Source organism: Streptomyces malaysiense (assembly GCF_000980885.2).
Classification (GTDB): Bacteria; Actinomycetota; Actinomycetes; order Streptomycetales; family Streptomycetaceae; genus Streptomyces; species Streptomyces malaysiense.
On sequence record NZ_LBDA02000004.1, the window covers coordinates 46,482 to 64,072 of the forward strand.

Here is a 17,591-nt window from a genome sequence, read left to right on the forward strand (position 1 = left end):
CCGCACGGCGGTTCGCCCGGAGCTGTTCCAGGAGCGCGTCCGCCGCGGCGAGTGCTTCCTCCACCGTCCGGGTGCCGGTCATCACGCACAGCGTGCAGGAGGTGTCCTCCAGCTCACGGCTCGAACGGCCGGTGGGCTGGAGGTCATGGCGGAAGCGGGCCTCGGCGAACCGGGGCCGGCAGCGCGCGCACTTCCTTCTCGGCGGGCAGCAACACGGCGAAGTCCTCCCTGACATGACGGCCGGAAGGGGGAACGACGTCCCCCGCCATCCCGTCTGCCCCGGCCGTGTCGCCACATGCCCCGCTCCCGCGGCTTCCCGCACGTCAACGTGCCGCCCGTCCGGCGCCCGTGCGCACGTCGCCGCCCCGGGCCCGCAGCGGCACGCCCGCCTCACCGAGCAGGCGGTGCACGAAGCCGTACGACCGGCCGTGCGCCTCGGCTATGGCGCGGATCGACCGCCCGTCCCGGTACTCCCCGGCGAATTCCCCGGCCAGTTCCTCGCGGGCGCCGCCTGTGATCCACTGTCCCTTGCTCACGGTGATCTCCTTCTCGCTGGTCGAGACGTGATCACCGGTTGCCCGCGCCGCCGCGGGCCATGCGTCCGAGCCGTCCGGCGGTGACCGGGCAGGTCGGTCGGCGGGGTCAGTCGGCCGGGTTGAGCTCCCAGTACACCAACTCCACCAGTTCCTCGGCCTCGTGCGTACGCGGATCGCCGCAGACCCGGTAGTAGCCGCCCAGGGTGGCGATCACGTCCGCGTGGGAGTCGTCGTACTCGTGGGCACGGCCGCCCCGTTCCCCGGCGGCCCCGGAGCGGGACGTCCGCCACCACCACACCCGGCTCCTGATCTCGTCCTTCGACAAGCCCCCTTCCAGGGTGATGTCCCGCCCCTGGACCCTCCCCGTGATCCTCGCGGAGTGCGCGTCGGTCGCCATGCGCCGTCTCTCCTCTCGCCGACGGGACGCCGGCGGCGCCGCGTCCCGGTCACCGGCCTCGGATACCCGCACAAGTCCGCTTCCCACGGCCGGAACCGGCCGACGGCCCGAACCGGTGACGTCGGACACGCCCCGTCGACGGGGCGTCAGTGCGCGGTCCAGCCGCCGTCCAGGGGGATCGAGCTGCCGGTCAGACCGGCGCTGTGCCGCGTGCACAGCCACAGGGCGGCCTCGGCGACCTCCACCGGCTCGATCAGCCGCTTGATCGCGGTGCGCTCCAGGAACACCTGGTCCATCACGTCCGCCGCCGGGATGCCGTGGGCGCGCGCCTGGTCGGCGATCTGCTTCTCCACCAGGGGGGTACGGACGTAGCCGGGGTTGAGGCAGTTGCTGGTGACACCGTGCTCGGCGCCCTCCAGGGCGACCACCTTGCTCAGCCCCTCCAGGGCGTGCTTCGCCGCGACGTACGCGGACTTGTAGGGGCTGGCCCGCAGGCCGTGCACCGAGGAGATGTTGACCACCCGGCCCCACGCCCCCGCGTACATGTGGGGCAGGGTGCGCCGCAGGATGCGGAACGGCGCCTCCACCATGACCCGCTGGATCAGCGTGAAGCGATCCGGGGGGAACTCGTGGAGCGGCGCGACGTGTTGCAGACCCGCGTTGTTGACCACGATGTCCGCGTCGTCCGGCAACGCGTCGACGGCCTCGGCCTCGGAGAGGTCGGCCACCACGGCGATGCCGCCGATCGCCCCGGCCACCTCCTTGGCGGCCTCGGCGGCCCGGTCCACCACATAGACCTCGGCACCGGCCGCGGCGAAGCGCTCCGCGCAGGCCCGGCCGATCCCGCCGGCCGCACCGGTGACCAGGGCCTTGCGGCCGGCGAGGAACCGGGTGGCGGCCGGTCCGGCCGCGGCGGCACCGGTCCCGGGATGCTGGGGCGTGTTGGCACTGTCCATGGTCGAACACCGTAGGTAGGAAGCCCCAGGTGAGACACGTGGATCACCGACACATTTGCGCACCAGGGGATGGGCGCCGCCACCATGCGACGACGGCCGGACGGCGGCCGCACGACGCCGAGGGCGGCCGGCCCGCGGCCCCGCCCGGCACACCCGGGCGCGGCCGCGCCGGGACCGCGCGGCCCGTCGTATGTCACAGCGGCCGCGCCGGCACCATGGGCGCGCCGACCACGCCGCGCGCCGCCGTCCTGGCTGCCCCTCACATGGCGCGGCGGGAGCGGTGGTCGTACGTTCCGCTTCCAGCAGTCCGGTACGACGAAGCGCCGGACGCGGGCCCGGCCCGCGCCCGGCCGGCCGAAGGCACGGGCGCGGGGCACGCCGGGCGAGGTGGGACCGCCGGGCGGCGCGCCGCGTCCAGCGCCTCCGCTTCCCTCCCCACCACCCATCGGAGTCGCACCATGCCACACACCACCTTGCGCGGATTCCTCCGGCGCACCGCACAGGCCGCCGTGCTGGGCCTGCTCGCCGCGGGCCTCACCGCCGTCGCCCCGCTCGCCACGAGCGCGGCGGCTGCCGGCACCCTCCAGCAGGTCACCGGTTTCGGCTCGAACCCCGGAAACCTGGCGATGTACGAGTACGCGCCGGCCAACCTGCCCGCGGGGGCGCCCCTGGTCGTGGCCCTGCACGGGTGCAGCCAGTCGGCGAGCGACTACCACACGCACTCCGGCTGGCAGAAGTTCGCCGACCAGTGGGGGTTCGCCGTGGTCTACCCGCAGACCAGCTCCGCCAACAACAGCCTGTCCTGCTTCAACTGGTTCGACTCGACCAAGGACACCCGGGGCGAGGGCGAGGCGGCCTCGATCGTCCAGATGGTCGACACCGCCGCGGCACAGTACGGTTCGGACCGCGGCCGCGTCTTCGTCACCGGCCTGTCCGCGGGCGGCGGCATGACCGCGGACCTGCTCGCCGACTACCCGGACGTGTTCGCGGGCGGGTCCGTGGACTCCGGCCTCCCCGCGCAGTGCGCCACCACCCTGACCGCCGCCTCCGGCTGCCAGTACGGGAGCCAGAACCTCACCCCGAAGCAGTGGGGTGACAAGGTCCGCGACTCCTACCCGGGTTACTCGGGGCCCTGGCCGCGGGTCGCCGTCTGGCAGGGGACCTCCGACACCACCGTCACCCCCGTCAACGGTACCGAGCTGCGCGACCAGTGGACCGACGTCTGGGGTATCGGCCAGACCGCCTCCAGCACCCAGAGCCTGCCCGGGGGCACCACCGAGAGCCTCTACGACGACGGCTCCGGTGACCCCGCGGTCGTCCTGTTCTCCGTCTCCGGCATGACCCACGGCCTCGCCGTGGACCCCGGCTCCGGCGCCGACCAGTGCGGCAGCACGGGGTCCTACTACCTCGACCACATCTGCTCCAGCTACTACACCGCCAGGTTCTGGGGCCTGGACGGCGGCGCCGGGCAGGGCGGCGGCACCGGTTCGCTGCCCGCGCCGACCGGCCTGACGGTGACCGGCACCACCGACACCGGCGCCTCGCTGTCCTGGAACCCCGTCAGCGGCGCCGCGTCGTACGACGTCTACCGCGACGGCACGAAGGCCGGCACCACGACGGGTACCGCGTACACCGACACCGGCCTGTCCGCCGCCACCGCCTACCGCTACACCGTCGCCGCGGTCGACTCCTCGGGCGCGGCCGGCGCGTCCTCCGCCTCGGTCACCGCGACGACGACGGGCTCCGCGCCCAAGTGCTACACCGACAACAACTACAACCAGGTACAGGCCGGACGCGCCCACCAGAGCGGCGGCTACACCTACGCCGACGGCTCCGACCAGAACATGGGCCTGTACAACGTCGCCGTCACCCACACCCTGAAGGAGACCTCCGCGGGCTACTTCGTCCTCGCCGACTTTGGCTGCTGAACCGAGCCCCCGTCATCGGCGCGGGGGTGAATTCCCGGCCCGGGTGCAACCGTGCGGCGGTCTTCCGGCGAACGGTGTGGTGAGTGGCCGGTGTCCGGGGCCGCCGAGCGGACTGCCGCGACGTGTTCGCGTTTCGGGAAAGGATTCGCCATGAGATCGAGCGACGTGCTCCCCGTGGACCACGGACTGGCCACGGTCTACCGGTTCGGCGCCGCTTTCTGCGGGCTGACCCTCCTGGTCTTCGGTGCCCTCGGATTCGCCGACGAACTGAGCCCGTTCAGCACCGACGGGGGGAGGATCGCGGGAATGTCGACCAACGGCGTACTGAGCCTCGTCTCGGTCCTCGTGGGTCTGGCTCTCGTCGCCGGAGGAGTCGTCGGGGGAAATTTCGCCTCGACGCTCAACATGACGGTGGGAACCCTGTTCCTGCTGAGCGGTTTCGCGCACGTGTTCATCCTCGACCGGCCGTCGAATTTCCTCGGATTCGGCATGGCGAACGTGATGTTCAGCTTCGTCATGGGGCTGGTCGTCCTCACCTTCGGCATGTACGGACGCGTATCGGGCAAGCTGCCGCACGACAACCCGTACTGGCGCCGCCGGCATGCCCGTGAGGCGGCCCGGGAGTCCCTCGCGGCCCGTCGCCGGGAGCGCCGCGGGGAACTGTCCCCGGCCGGTGGCCCGGCTCCCCGGCAGCCGCTCGCCGTGACCGACACGCCGCACACGGGGTGAGCCGGGCCCGCGTACGAGCGAGTATGGAGAGGGCGCGGAACCATGTCCGGGCCGCGGCGGCGCACACCGCACCGGACAGGGGCACGCGCCGCCCCCGCCGCGGCGGCTCCCCCTCCCCGACCTGCCCGCCCCCCGCGTCCGAGGGGCGACCGTCCGCCGGACCAGGGGCGTGGCAACCGGTCACCGTCGCCACGGGAGGTCCCCGACCTGTGCAAGGGGCGCACCTACGTGGGCCTGGTCTTCTTCCGCATGGAGAACCTGGCATTCGGCCGGTCCCCGCCCCTGCCCTACCAGTGGTCCCGCATCAGCACCTGGTGGTTCGACAACCGCCTGCTGTACACGACCGCCCGGCGCGGCGGCGTCCGCACCGGGGCACGGGCGTGGATCGAGGTGGAGGACACGCCCGCGCCCCAGGGCCCGCTGGAGGAGTTCCTCACCCGCCGGTGGGGACTGCACGAGCGCATCCTCGGCCGGACGTACTACCTCCCCGACGCCCACCCCGCCTGGACCTTCCGCACCTGCACCCTGCTGGGCTGGGACGACGGTCTGATCCCGGCGGCCGGACTGCCGAAGCCGGCGGGAGATCCCGTCAGCGTCCTGTACGCCCCGGGCCTCCCGGTGTGCTTCGGGCCGCCCATGCGCCTGGCCGCCTCCGGAAGGCCCTTCGCCTGACCCGCCGCCGCACCGCCGCCGTATCTCCGGCCGCCCCCCCGGCCGGGTGGCGGCCGAACGGCGTCAGCCGGGAAAACGCCCCGTCGACCGCAACAGCCAGCGACGCTCGGCGTACGCCAGATCGTCCCGCCACAGCCGCCCCGCTCCCGCCGTCATCACCCGCCGCAGCAGAGGTGCCGCCCAGCGGGCCGCGGCGAAGCCCGGACGCCCGGAGGACGCCACGACCGCCTCGACGACGACGGTGCGAGGCCGGCCCCGGTCGTCGGGTCCGAGCGGGGTGGCGTGCGTCTCGACCACCGAGCCGGTGCCCTCGCCCTCCGTGATGCGCATGACGACCGTCCGCGGCTCGGGCGTCGTGAAGACCGCCCGCACCGGCACGACCAGCCGCCCGGCCACCCTGAAGGACACGTCCACGGTGAACCCGTCCTCGCCCGCCCCCTCGGAGCCGGGCGTGCCGGCCACGGTCAGGTCGACGAAGGAGTACGGGTGGAACCAGGCCCCGTGCCAGGGGTCCAGCCGGTTCGCCACCACGTCCTCCGGCTCGCAGACCCCCACCCCGCGGTAGACGGCGGCGACGGAGCGCGACAGCTGCGGGCGCGGCGGGACCACGGGAGCCGGCGCCGGCGGTTCGCCGCCCACCGCGTCCAGGCGCACCCACACCAGCACCCCGTCGTCGTGCACGGGCAGTGGCTCCCAGCCGGCGAACGGGCCGCCGTCCAGGGCCAGTCCGTGCCAGTGGCAGACGAGGGTCCCGCAGCGCACCGGGCTGTCGGCGAGCGGCGCTCCGAGATGCGGGCAGATGCCGGGACCGGCCGCCAGCCGTCCGCCGGCGGTGCGCCACACCACGATCTCCTGCCCGGCCACCGTCGCGGACAGCGGCCGGGTGCCGCGTACGTCCCGGGCGGCGCCGACCACGTACCAGTTGCCGGACGGGCGGGCCTGGGCCCGTTCCAGCGCCTCGGCGATCAGGCCGGGGCGGGCCTGCCGCCAGGTCGGCCGCTGCCTCTCCCACCGCACCGGCCGGCGCCGCAGGGACAGCGGCAGGCGGGCGCGTCCCGCGGGATGCCGGGACGTCATGCGATCCTCCGCGCGGGCCGGGTCCGGGGCGAGGGCGGAGTGTCCGTGGCCGGGGGCGGCAGGGCGGTCGCCCGGGGAACGGCGGCCCGGTGCCGCAGCCTCGCCGCGCCCACCCGGACCAGACCGTCGAGGGCCACGACGGCACGCCGGCGCCTCGGCACCACGGCCCGGTGCCGCACCGAGCGGTAGCCGTCCGCGGCGACCGCGTCCAGGATGCCGCCGTACAGCACGAACGCGGTGCGGATGCACGGGCGGGAGGACCGGTCGAGCATGGCCAGTCCGGGCGCGGCTTCGCCGTAGACCCCGCGTGTCAGCCGCTCGAACTCCCGCAGGGCGGCGGTGATGCGGCGGTCCGGCCGCCCGGTGTCCCGGCTCCAGCGCAGCAGCCGCCGGTCGACACCGTGCGCGGCCAGCAGGTCGGCGGGCAGGTAGACACGGCCCCGGTCGAGGTCCTCGCCCACGTCCCGCAGGAAATTGGTCAGCTGGAACGCCACGCCGAGGGCCGCCGCGTGCGGTGCCGCCTCCTCGCGCGGCACGACCGTGCCGAGCACCGGCAGCATCTGCAGACCGATCACCTCGGCCGATCCGTAGGTGTAGGTGCGCAGGTCGGCGTACGTGGCGTAGTCCGTGATGTCGAGGTCGGCGCGCATCGCGGTCATGAAGTCGGCGAAGTGCCGGTGGTCGATGTCGTGGCGCCGCGCGGTGTCCGCCAGCGCGCGCACGACCGGCTCGTCGCTGTCGCCCGTGCGCAGTCCCCTCTCCAGCTCGTGCTGGAGCAGCGTCAGCCGGTGCGCGCGCTCGGCGGTGGTGGTCGTGGCGTCGAGCGCGTCGACGATGTCGTCCGCCCAGCGCGCGAACCCGTACAGCGCGTGCACGGCGGGTCGGCGGTCCACCGGCAGCAGACGGGTGGCGAGGAAGTACGTCTTGCCGTGCCGGGCGTTGAGCCGTCTGCAGTGGGTGTACGCCTGCCGCAGCTCCGGATCGGTGACACCGGCCGCGTCGAGTTCACGGTCCGTCATACCGGCCTCCGTTCCCGGGATGTGCGCGCCGCGGCGCGCCGTCGGCCCGCGGTGCTCGCGGGACGGGTACCGCCGGTGATCCGCGCGGCGGCGAGTTTTCCCGACAGCAGGACCGTCGGCACCCCCACGCCGGGGGTGGTGCCGCAGCCGGCGAGGACCGCGTTGGCCGTCCCGCGCACCAGGTTCCGGGGCCGGAACGGCCCGGTCTGCGCGAAGGTGTGGGCGGCGGAGAAGGGTGAGCCGGCCGCGTGGCCCTGCGCCTGCCAGTCGGCCGGAGTGACCAGGCACTCCTCCTCGACGGCGGAGGCGATGCCGTCCAGGCCGCGCCGCTCCAGCTCGCCGAGCAGGCGGTCGCGGTAGCGCGGCGCCAGGTCGTGCCAGTCGGCCGCGCCGGGCCCGATGGCGGTGTTCGGGCAGGGGGCGAGGATGTAGTGCAGGTGCCGTCCGGGCGGGGCGAGACCGGGGTCGGTGGCGGTCGGGCGGGTGATGAGCAGGGACGGATCGCTCATCAGGTCGCCGGTCTCGGTGAGTTCGGTGAAGGTCCGCTTCCAGGCCGCGCCGAAGGAGATGGTGTGGTGGGCCAGCGCCGGCCAGGTGCGGTCGGTGCCGGCGTGCAGGATCACGGCGGACGGCGAGAACCGCAGGCCCATCGCGCGTCTGGGGGCGCGGCCCAGCAGCCGGTACGTGACGGGCAGGTCGGGGGTGAGGACGACGGCGTCGCAGGCGATCCGGCCGGCGTCCGTGACGACGCCCGTGATCCGCTCCCCGGAGCGTTCCAGCCGGGTCACCGTCTCCCCGAACCGCAGTTCGGCCCCCGCGTCCCCGGCGGCGTCCGCCATCGCCCGGGGCAGGGCGTGCATGCCACCGCGCGGGAAGTAGACGCCCGCGACCGTGTCCATGTACGCGATGACGCCGTACGCGGCCAGGGCGCGTTCCGGCGCCACGCCCGCGTACAGGGACTGGAAGGAGAAGACCCGTCGCAGCCGCTCGTCGTGCAGGAACCGTCCGATGCGCGCGTCGAGGCGCCCGAAGCCACCGAGGGCGGCGAGCCGCGCCAGGTCGGGGTGCAGGAGTTGCAGCGGCGAGTCGAAGTCGGCGTCGATGAACCGCCGCATCTGCACCCGGTAGAGCCTCTCCAGCCAGGCCCGCAGCCGCCGGTACCCGGCGGCCTCGCGCGCCCCGGCGAAGCGCTCGATCTCCGCCTCCATCGCCTCGGCCCCGGTGTGGACGTCCAGGGTGCTGCCGTCGGCGAACCCGGCCCGGTAGGCGGGGTGCAGCGGTACGAGGTCGACGCGTGCGCGCAGACTGTCGCCCACGGCGGCGAACGCCTCGTCCGCGAGATGAGGCATCGTCAGGACGGTGGGGCCGGTGTCGATCAGGTAGCCGTTGCGCTCCACGCGGCCGGCCCGGCCGCCGGGGGAGGTGTCGCGCTCGACCACGGTCACCCGGCGTCCCGCGCCCAGCAGGTGCAGGGCGGCCGCCAGGCCGGACAGCCCGGCGCCGACGACCACGACATGGTCGGTGCGCCCGGACACGGTGCGGGTCATCGGCCGGCCCCCTCGTCCTTCGTCGCCGGGATCAGGGAGAGCGGGACCGCCTCGCCGGCCGCGCCGTCGGGGGCGCCGGCCGCGCGGCGCAGCAGCGTCCGCAGCCGCGCCGCCGCGAGCGGTTCCAGCGGGGCGGTGTCCAGGTGACGCAGCCCCTGGGCGGTCAGCCCGCGGATCTTCTCCGCCACGGCGTCGCGGGCGCCGGTGGCCACGAACACGGCCCGCACGTCGTCCAGTTCCGCGTCCGAGGCGTCGTCGCGGCCCAGCGTGCCGCGCAGCACGCCAACGGCCCGGCGGTCGCCCGCGGACTCGGCCCGCGCCTGGGCGACGGCGGCGAGGTAGGTGGACTTGCCGCTGCGGATGTCACCGCCGACGGGCTTGCCGGTCTCGCGCGGGTCGCCGAAGGCGTCGAGGAGGTCGTCGCGCAGCTGGAAGGCCAGGCCGACGCAGCGGCCCGCCGAGCACAGCGCCCGGGTGACGGCGGGACCGGCGTCCCCCAGGGCCGCCCCCAGCGCGAGCGGGCGTTCCACGGAGTACAGCGCGCTCTTGAGGCAGGCGGCGCGGATCGCCTGGGCCGGGGAACGCGCCGAGAGGGCCTCGCCCCGCACGTCCAGGTACTGCCCGGCCACCATCTCCGTCCGCATGGCCCGCCACAGGCCCCGCACCCGCCGTGCGGTGTCCCGGGGCAGCTCGGTGTCCGCCACCATGTCGTCCGCCCAGGCCAGGGCCAGGTCGCCGGCGAGGATCGCCGAGGCCTCCCCGAGCCGCGCGCCCCGCTCCGGGTCGCCCGCGCCGGCGTACTGCCCGGCCACCTCGACGTGCAGTGCCGGCCGGCCCCGGCGCAGCCGCGCGCCGTCCATCACGTCGTCGTGGACCAGAGCACAGGTCTGGATCAGCTCCAGGGCGGCGCCGAGCCGCAGTGCCGCCCCGGTCCGCCAGGGCTCGCCGCCCCCGCAGGCGCGCAGCGCCCACCACAGGAGGCGGGAGCGGCCGAACTTGCCGCCGCCCTGCGTGAACCGGGCGACGCGCGCCGCCACGTCCTCGGCGAACAGCGGGTCCACGGCCCTGGCCGCGGCCATGTCGCGGGCCAGCAGCTCGCCGAGCACCGCGCGCACGGCTCCGGTCACGTCCGCGTCCACGGCACCCGGGTCGTCGCCGTACGCCGTGAGCGCCGGCGGCGGTGCGTCGCACGGATGCCCGCCCCGGCCGCCGTCCTGTCCTCCGGCGGGCCGGGGCGCCGGAGCGGAGGCGCCCTCGGCGGCCGGATGCTCGCGCGGACGCCGGTCCGCGCGGTGATCCTTCGTCACGGTGGAGCCCATGCCGGTTCGCCTCATCGAGATCCTCGTGATCAGAGCTTGCGTCGTCGTGAGCGCTTCGTCGCGGAGTGCGGGGACGGATGCGGTGCGGGGCGGAAAGTGCGGGGGAGGCGCGCATTCCGTCCGGCGCGCTGCCGCGTCCCGCTCCCCGCGCGTCCCGCCGCCGTGGCCGCTCGCGCCGCTCGGCACCCGGAACCGTCGATCTCCTCCTCCGCCCTGCCCGAGGACCTGGTGGGACCTGGTGCGCCCCGGTCGCCGCGACCCTGTCCGGCAATTCGATGCAGAGACGATGCGAGTTGTCCGTCCTGCGTCGGATTCGCACGGTGGAGGTGCACGGTCGCTCCCGGCGACCGCGGGGCACAGCGGAGGAGTAACCATGACGACCGCACGGCAAACCGGCACCGACATCGACGAGAGCGTGCTCGTGGAAGGATTCCTCAGCGGTGACGAGAGCTGCCTCGCGGCCGTCCACCGGCGCTGGGGCCCGCTCGTGTACACCCTCGCCAGGCGTTCGCTGGGGGACGCGAGGGAGGCCGAGGACATCACCCAGTTGGTCTTCCTCGCCGCGTGGCGCGGCCGCGCCGGGTTCGCCCCGGACCGCGGCACCCTGCCCGGCTGGCTCACGGGCATCGCCCGCCGCAAGATCGCGGACGCGCTCGCGGCCCGCACCCGGCGCACCGAACTGGTCGCCGCCGCCGGCGCCCAACTGCTGCTGAGGGCCACCGACGAGGCCGTCCTTCCGGAGTCCGCGATCGACCGCGTCCTGCTCGCCGACGAGATGTCGCAGCTCCCGGCACCCCAGCGCCGGGTGCTCAACCTCGCCTTCTACGACGACCTCACCCAGACCCAGATCGCCGAACTCACCGGCTGGCCCCTGGGCACGGTCAAGAGCCACGCCCGCCGCGGCCTGCACCGCCTGGCCGGCCGGCTCCGTGACGACGGCCTCGTCGGGTGCGCCGCGTGAGCACGACGCGCGAACGAGGCAATCCATGAGCCGAACGGCGAGACCTCCACGGGCCGCGGGTGAGGATCCGCATCCGTACGGGTACGGAGACCGGAACGCTGACGCAGGGTCCGAAGACGGTGCGAGGGGAGAGACCGGTCGTGCACGAGGCGGACGTCGCCATCATCGGAGCCGGGGCGGCCGGACTGTCCCTGGCCCACCGTCTCTCGTGCCCCGCCCCCGGCGCCCGGGGCCCGTCCGTCGTCCTGCTGGACGCCCCGCCCGGACCACTGCGACCGCCGAGGCGAACCTGGTGCTTCTGGGAGGCGGGCCGAGGACGCTACGACGCCGCGGTCACCCGCTCCTGGCACCGGCTGCGCGTGCACCGGCCCACGGGTGAGCCGGGCGAGCACGACATCTCACCCCTGCGCTACAAGATGATCCGCTCCGACGACTTCGAGTCCCTGGTCGACCACGACCTCGCCCGCGGCGACCGGGTACGACGCCTGGAGAGGACGGTCGAGAGCGTCGAGCAACTGCCGCGCGGCGCCCGGATCCACACCCGTACGGCCGCGGGGAACCCCGGATTCGTGCAGGCCCGCTGGGTGTTCGACTCCCGGCCGCTGGACAGCCTGCCCGCCGCGCGCACGACCCTGCTCCAGCACTTCCGCGGCTGGTTCGTGCGCACCGGCAGCCCGGCCTTCGACCCGGACCGCGTGGAGTTCATGGACTTCCGCACCCCCCAGCCCGCCCGGGGCCTCTCCTTCGGCTACGTCCTGCCCACCGGCCCGCACCAGGCCCTGGTCGAGTACACGGAGTTCTCCCCGGCGGTCCTGTCCCCGGACGCCTACGACACGGCGCTCGGCCACTACACCGAGGCCGTGCTCGGGCTGGAGGACGTCGAGGTGACCGGCACCGAGACCGGCGTCATCCCGATGACCGACGCCAGGTTCGCGCGGCAGACCGGCGAGTCCGTCTTCCGTATCGGCGCGGCCGGCGGAGCCACCCGGCCCTCGACCGGCTACACCTTCGCCGGCGTACAACGCCAGACCGCCGCCGTCGCCGCGGCCCTGCGCCGAGGCCGGCGGCCCGTGCCCCCGCTGCCCCACCCGGCACGCTCCCGCGCCATGGACGGCGTCCTGCTGCACGCCCTGGACAGCGGTCTGGTGGACGGCGCGGACTTCTTCTCGCGGCTGTTCACGAGGGTCCCCATGAGCAGGCTCCTGCGCTTCCTGGACGGCGGAACCCGGCTGCACGAGGACGTCGCCATCGGTCTGCGCACCCCTGTCCTGCCCATGCTGCGGGCCGCCGCGGAACTGCCCCTGCTCACCCGGCGCCCCTTCCCCGGCCCCTGACCGCCCGTGCGCGTTTCCCGACAGCCCCGACGGCCCGGCGGACCGCCGGCACCCCGACGCCCAGACCCAGGAGGCAGCGTGACCCTGCTGCGTGACGCGGACCTGTCCACCGCGTTCGACCATGCGGCGCACAGCTACGACACGCTGGTGGCCGCCACCCCCGGCTACCACGCACAGCTGCGCCGCTCGGCCCGCCGGCTCGGCCTGCCGCACCCCGGTACGGGACTGCGCGTGCTGGACCTCGGCCGCGGCACCGGCGTCTCCACCGCCGCACTCGCCCGGGTGCTGCCCGACGCCGAGATCACGGCCGTCGACGCCTCGGCCGGCATGCTCGAACGCGCCACGGCCAAGCCGTGGCGCGGCGGGGTCAGGTTCGTGCGCGCCCCCGCGGAGGCCCTCGCGGACGCGGGTGTGACCGGCCCCTACGACGCGGTCCTCGCCGCCTGCCTCTTCCGCGACGTCACCGATCCCGACGCCGTACTCAGCGCCGTGCACGCCCTGCTCGCCCTGCACCGGAGGCTCGCCGTGCACGAGTACACGCTCAGCGGACACCCCGCGCACCGGGCGGTCTGGACGGCCGTGTGCCGGGGCCTGGTGCTGCCCGTCGCCTCCGCCCTCGGGGACGGCGGCCTCTACCGCCACCTGTGGCGCAGTGTCGTCGAGTTCGACACGGCCGACCGCTTCACCGAGCGTGTGCGTGCCCGGGGATTCGACCGGGTGCGCGCCCTGCCGTTGCCCGGCCGGCAGACCGGCATCACCCACACCGTCGTCGCCCGCCGCGCCGAGGCGCCCGCCCGGAGCGGACGATGAGCGCCCGCACGCCGGAGCCTGCCCGCCCCGGACGCGACCGCCGCGCCGTCCTCCTGCCCCCGCCCCCCGGCGCCGCCCGGCTCGGCGGCCGGGCCCGCGGCGCCGCCGTCGTGGGCGGCGGCATCGCCGGCCTCGCCGCCGCCACCGCCCTCGCCGAACGCGGCGTCGACGTCACGCTGTACGAACGCGAGGCCTATCTGGGCGGCCGCGTGGGCGGCTGGAGCGTCGACCTGCGCGACGGTTCCACGGCCACCATGAGCCGCGGCTTCCACGCCTTCTTCCGCCAGTACTACAACCTGCGCGACCTGCTGCGCCGCGCCGACCCCGGTCTGGATCGCCTCACCAGCCTGCCCGACTACCCGCTGTGGCACCGCGACGGACTGCGGGACAGCTTCCGCGGGGTGCCGCGCACCCCGCCCCTGAGCGCGGCCGGCTTCGTGGCGCGGAGCCCGTCCTTCCGCTGGGGCGACATGGTGCGCATGAAACCCGCGGCGGCCCTCCCGCTGCTGGACGTCCGCGTCCCGGAGGTCTACGCCCGCCTGGACGCCGTCAGCGCCCACGACTTCCTCGACTCGCTGGGCTTCCCGGCGGCCGCCCGCCACCTCGCCTTCGAGGTCTTCTCCCGCAGCTTCTTCGCGGACCCCCGCGGCCTCTCGGCCGCCGAGATGGTCCTGATGTTCCACATCTACTTCCTCGGCAGCGCCGAGGGACTGCTCTTCGACGTGCCGGACGACCCCTTCCCGGCCGCCCTGTGGGAACCGCTCGCCGGCCATCTGCGCCGCCACGGCGCCGACCTGCGCGGTTCCACCCCGGTCGAGAACGTCTCGCCCACCGCGGACGGCGCCTTCGTCGTCGCCACCGACCGGGAGGAGACCCGCCACGACGCCGTCGTCCTCGCCCTCGACACACCCGGACTGCGCTCCCTGGTCGGCCGCTCGCCCGGCCTCGGCGACGCCGCCTGGCGCGAGCGCGTCGCCCGGTTGCGCACCGCCCCGCCCTTCCTCGTCAGCCGCCTCTGGCTGGACCGTCCCGTCGCCCCGGACCGGCCCGGATTCCTTGGCACCGCCGGATACGGCTCGCTCGACAACGTCAGCGTCCTGGAGCGCTGGGAGCGGGAGGCGGCCGGCTGGTCCGCCCGCACCGGCGGATCGGTGGTCGAACTGCACGGCTACGCGCTGCCGGAGACCGCCGACCCCGGCACGGAGGCCCGGGGCCTGATCGCACGGCTGCACGGCGTCTATCCCGAGACCCGCGACGCGAAGATCCTCGACGCCCGGCACGAATGGCGCCGGGACTGCCCCCTGTTCCCCGTCGGCGGATACCCCGACCGCCCCGGCGTACGCACCCCGCAGGCGGGTCTGATGCTCGCGGGCGACCTGGTGCGCACGGACCTGCCGGTGGCCCTGATGGAACGCGCCGCCACCAGCGGCTTCCTGGCCGCCAACGCCCTCCTGGAGTCCTGGGGCGTACGGGGCCACCCCCTGTGGACCGTGCCCGACCGGGGCCGGAGCCGCCTGCTGCGGGCCCTGGCGGGCGCACGGCCACGAGGCTCGCTCGGCGCCGCTTTGGCCGGGGCGTGACCCGTGCGCCGCCCGCCCGGACCGCCGCGGCCCCGCTCGGCGGGCTCGCCGAGCCGTGCACCGGGCCGGCCAGGTCCGACGAGGACGATCGGACCAGGGCACAGGCGGCGCAAAAAACTTAAGGTGTAAGAGCATATTTCGTTGTTTGTTCCTATGGGCGAGTGTTCGGTGGCAGAAGAGCAGACGGCCGAGTCGCCAGGTGCGCTCGGAGCAGGGCAGGCCGCGGACTTGCCGTACCAGCAGTCCGCCCTGGATGCTGCCCGCGTCGTGGCCCGGAGCGCCGCACTGCTGGCTGTCGTGCTGGGGGCGTCGGCCCTCTCCGGCTGGATCTTCGGCATCGAGGTCCTCAGACGGGTGCCCGGCGGCGACGCGGCCATGAACGCGAACACGGCCCTGGGCCTGCTGGCGCTGGGTATCTCCCTGTTCGCGGTGGCTCACCGCAGTCTCACCCCGTGGATGACCGTCGTGGCGCGCGCGGCCGGGACGCTGGCCCTGCTCATCGGCGGATTCAGCGCGGTGGAGTACGCGACCGGGGCGTCCCTGGGCATCGATCAGCTCCTCTTCAGGGACGACACCGCCGCGATGGCATCGCAGCTGCCCGGCCGGGTGGCGTCGAACACGGCCGCCGCACTGATCGCCGGGGGAGCGGCGGCCCTGTGCGCGAGCACGCCCCGGCTGCCCGCGTGGACGAGCCAGGTCCCTGGCCTGGCCGTCCTCACCCTGGGCATGCTGCGGCTCTACGGGTTCGCGTACGCCGTACCCGAACTCGAGCGGTTCGGTGCCTACAAGGGGATGGCCCTGAACACCGGGATGGCGCTCGTGCTGCTGGGCTTCGCCGCCTTCCTCGCCCGGCCGGAACGCGGTCCTGCCGGACTGCTGATGAACGCGGGCACCACGGGAGCGCTGGGGCGCCGGCTTTTCGCCACCGTCCTGGTGGTTCCGCCGCTGCTGGGCGGGCTCGTACTGGCCGGTGAGGACGCGAGGCTGTTCGGCGGGCGGCTGGGTACCGCGCTGCTGGTGTGCGGGCACGTGGCCGTGTTCACCACGGTCATCTTCGCGACACTGGTCGTGGGCCGCCGTGTCGAGCTGGCGCACGCGCGCGCCGAGTGGCAGGTGCGGCAGAACGAACTGGTGCAGGCGTTCATGGACCACACGCCCGCCGTGGTGTTCATCAAGGACCTGGACGGCCGCTTCCTGGCCGTCAACACGACCTTCGAGAACATCCTCGGCCTGTCCCGCGAACGGGTACTGGGCCGGCGTGACCGGGACGTCCTGCCGCCCGGCCTCGCGCATCAGACGCGCGCCGCCGAACTCGCCATGCTCGCCGAGGGCGCTCCCACGCAGCGCGAGGAGCTGATCGTCCTGCCCGGCGGACCGCGGGACTTCCTCACCAGCCTCTTCCCGCTCAAGACCGCTTCCGGCACGCCGTACGCCGTGTGCGGGGTGACCACCGACATCACCGACCGGGTCGCGGCCCAGCGCGAGGTCCGGCGGACCAACCGGCGCTTCCTCGCGCTGCTGGAATCGGCTCCCGACGCCCTGCTGATCACGGACGGCCGGGGCGTCATCCTCATGGCCAACGCGCAGGTGCGGAAGCTGTTCGGACGTTCGCCGGCCGACCTCGTCGGCACCCCGGTCGTCGACCTGGTGCCCGCCCCGCGGCGCCGCGCGCACAGCGCACTCCTGCGTGCCTACCTGCGGCAGGCGGACCGCAAGCCGATCGTCCTTGACCGGGGACTGTACGGGCTGCGCGGCGACGGCGGCGAGTTCCCCGTGGAGGTGAGCGTGAGCGACCTCCACGCGGAGGAGGAGACGCAGGTGTTCCTGACCGTGCGGGACATCACCGAACGCAGAAGCGTCGAGGCCGAGCGCGCCGAGCGCTACGAGGAGCACCGGCGTATCGCCTACACCCTGCAGCACAGCCTCATGGGCGAGCCCTCCGCCCTGCCCCACCTGCCCGCGGCCCACCGGTACCTCGCGTCCGTCAAGGACCCGGGAGTGGGCGGCGACTGGTTCGACATCATCCCGCTGGACGCTCACCGCACCGGCGTCGTCGTGGGTGACGTGATGGGCCGCGGCCTGGAGGCGGCGGCCGTCATGGGCCAGATGCGGGCGGCCTCCCACGCGCTGGCCCGCACGGACGTGGCGCCGAGCCGGCTGATGACCGGGCTGGACGCGTTCGTGGCCGACCTGGCGGACCAGCTCGTGACCTGCGTCTACCTGGTGGTGGACCAGAGCACCCATGAGGTCACCGTCTGCTCGGCGGGACACCTCCCGGTCATCGCCCTGCCCCCCGAAGGGCCCGCCCGAACGCTCCGGGCGCCGGTCGGGGTCCCGCTGGGCGTCAACGATCCGTGCGGAGCGGTGGTGCCGTTCCGCCAGGCGACCGGGCCGGTACCACCGGGCTCCACCTTGGCCCTCTACACCGACGGACTGGTCGAACGGCCCGGCACCGACATCGAGGCCCAGATCGACACCCTCGCCCGCACGCTGGACTCGGCGCTGAAAGGAGTATCCGCGGATCAGAGGAGCCTCGACCAGACCGCCGACCTGCTGATCAAGACCCTCCTGCCGGACCCGGCCGCCCACGACGACGACGTGACACTGCTCCTGATCGGACTGCCCCTGCCGAAGGAAGGGGATGCCCGTGCCTGATCGCCCCGGCGGAGATCCTCCTCGGCCCCTGCGTCACGCAGTGCCCGTGCGGGCACCGGCGCGGGCGTCAC

15 protein-coding genes and 1 pseudogene are annotated in these 17,591 nt (G+C 74.6%); 8 read left to right on the forward strand and 8 right to left on the reverse strand.

What is annotated here, in order from left to right; all coding sequences use genetic code 11:
* Window positions 1-85: 85 nt before the first annotated feature.
* The 4 genes and pseudogenes from VT52_RS39645 to VT52_RS01955 form a co-directional block, all read right to left on the reverse strand.
* Window positions 86-235 (reverse strand): annotated as a pseudogene (locus VT52_RS39645) (hypothetical protein); the annotation flags it as partial.
* A gap of 88 nt (window positions 236-323) precedes the next feature.
* A complete protein-coding gene (locus VT52_RS01945) occupies window positions 324-536 on the reverse strand; it encodes a helix-turn-helix domain-containing protein (protein ID WP_046416876.1) in 213 nt (70 codons plus the stop codon).
* A gap of 106 nt (window positions 537-642) precedes the next feature.
* On the reverse strand, window positions 643-933 hold the full coding sequence (locus VT52_RS01950) for a hypothetical protein (protein WP_046416878.1): 291 nt from the start codon (window positions 931-933) through the stop codon (window positions 643-645).
* A gap of 146 nt (window positions 934-1,079) precedes the next feature.
* The gene (locus VT52_RS01955; protein WP_046416879.1) at window positions 1,080-1,889 is read right to left on the reverse strand and encodes a 3-hydroxybutyrate dehydrogenase; all 810 of its coding nucleotides are present in this window, start codon (window positions 1,887-1,889) and stop codon (window positions 1,080-1,082) included.
* Between the two features lie 458 nt (window positions 1,890-2,347).
* On the opposite strand from VT52_RS01955, the gene VT52_RS01960 reads away from it, so the two are divergent.
* The 3 genes from VT52_RS01960 to VT52_RS01970 all read left to right on the forward strand — a co-directional run bounded on the left by VT52_RS01960 (window position 2,348) and on the right by VT52_RS01970 (window position 5,218).
* Complete coding sequence (locus VT52_RS01960; protein WP_046416880.1) at window positions 2,348-3,817, forward strand: extracellular catalytic domain type 1 short-chain-length polyhydroxyalkanoate depolymerase; 1,470 nt, start codon at window positions 2,348-2,350, stop codon at window positions 3,815-3,817.
* A gap of 150 nt (window positions 3,818-3,967) precedes the next feature.
* Window positions 3,968-4,546 (forward strand): DUF4383 domain-containing protein, encoded by a 579-nt coding sequence (locus VT52_RS01965; RefSeq protein WP_046416882.1) that lies wholly within the window; start codon window positions 3,968-3,970, stop codon window positions 4,544-4,546.
* 228 nt (window positions 4,547-4,774) lie between these two features.
* Window positions 4,775-5,218, forward strand: coding sequence for a DUF2071 domain-containing protein (locus VT52_RS01970; RefSeq protein WP_053055408.1), 444 nt, complete (start codon window positions 4,775-4,777; stop codon window positions 5,216-5,218).
* A gap of 63 nt (window positions 5,219-5,281) precedes the next feature.
* Here the strand turns inward: VT52_RS01970 and VT52_RS01975 are convergent, their stop codons facing one another.
* The 4 genes from VT52_RS01975 to VT52_RS01990 are packed head-to-tail and all read right to left on the reverse strand — an operon-like array spanning window position 5,282 to window position 10,195.
* Window positions 5,282-6,295 (reverse strand): Rieske (2Fe-2S) protein, encoded by a 1,014-nt coding sequence (locus VT52_RS01975; RefSeq protein WP_046416884.1) that lies wholly within the window; start codon window positions 6,293-6,295, stop codon window positions 5,282-5,284.
* Window positions 6,292-7,314 (reverse strand): phytoene/squalene synthase family protein, encoded by a 1,023-nt coding sequence (locus VT52_RS01980; RefSeq protein ID WP_046416885.1) that lies wholly within the window; start codon window positions 7,312-7,314, stop codon window positions 6,292-6,294. The genes VT52_RS01975 and VT52_RS01980 overlap by 4 nt, the downstream gene beginning before the upstream one ends.
* Window positions 7,311-8,861, reverse strand: coding sequence for a phytoene desaturase family protein (gene crtI, locus VT52_RS01985; RefSeq protein ID WP_046416886.1), 1,551 nt, complete (start codon window positions 8,859-8,861; stop codon window positions 7,311-7,313). The genes VT52_RS01980 and crtI overlap by 4 nt, the downstream gene beginning before the upstream one ends.
* The gene (locus VT52_RS01990) at window positions 8,858-10,195 is read right to left on the reverse strand and encodes a polyprenyl synthetase family protein (RefSeq protein ID WP_240509624.1); all 1,338 of its coding nucleotides are present in this window, start codon (window positions 10,193-10,195) and stop codon (window positions 8,858-8,860) included. Before VT52_RS01990 ends, crtI begins: the two co-directional genes overlap by 4 nt.
* A gap of 358 nt (window positions 10,196-10,553) precedes the next feature.
* On the opposite strand from VT52_RS01990, the gene VT52_RS01995 reads away from it, so the two are divergent.
* The 5 genes from VT52_RS01995 (at window position 10,554) to VT52_RS02015 (ending at window position 17,520) form a co-directional block, all read left to right on the forward strand.
* On the forward strand, window positions 10,554-11,141 hold the full coding sequence (locus tag VT52_RS01995) for an RNA polymerase sigma factor (RefSeq protein ID WP_046416889.1): 588 nt from the start codon (window positions 10,554-10,556) through the stop codon (window positions 11,139-11,141).
* 140 nt (window positions 11,142-11,281) lie between these two features.
* Window positions 11,282-12,475: a lycopene cyclase family protein gene (locus tag VT52_RS02000; RefSeq protein WP_046416890.1), complete on the forward strand. Its 1,194-nt coding sequence runs from the start codon at window positions 11,282-11,284 to the stop codon at window positions 12,473-12,475.
* Between the two features lie 78 nt (window positions 12,476-12,553).
* Window positions 12,554-13,285, forward strand: a complete 732-nt coding sequence (locus VT52_RS02005; protein ID WP_046416892.1) for a class I SAM-dependent DNA methyltransferase — start codon at window positions 12,554-12,556, stop codon at window positions 13,283-13,285.
* Window positions 13,282-14,865 carry an FAD-dependent oxidoreductase gene (locus VT52_RS02010; protein WP_046416893.1) on the forward strand — a complete coding sequence of 528 codons (1,584 nt, stop codon included), beginning with the start codon at window positions 13,282-13,284 and terminating at the stop codon, window positions 14,863-14,865. The genes VT52_RS02005 and VT52_RS02010 overlap by 4 nt, the downstream gene beginning before the upstream one ends.
* Before the next feature lie 168 nt (window positions 14,866-15,033).
* Window positions 15,034-17,520 (forward strand): SpoIIE family protein phosphatase, encoded by a 2,487-nt coding sequence (locus tag VT52_RS02015; RefSeq protein ID WP_167377648.1) that lies wholly within the window; start codon window positions 15,034-15,036, stop codon window positions 17,518-17,520.
* Window positions 17,521-17,591: the final 71 nt, after the last annotated feature.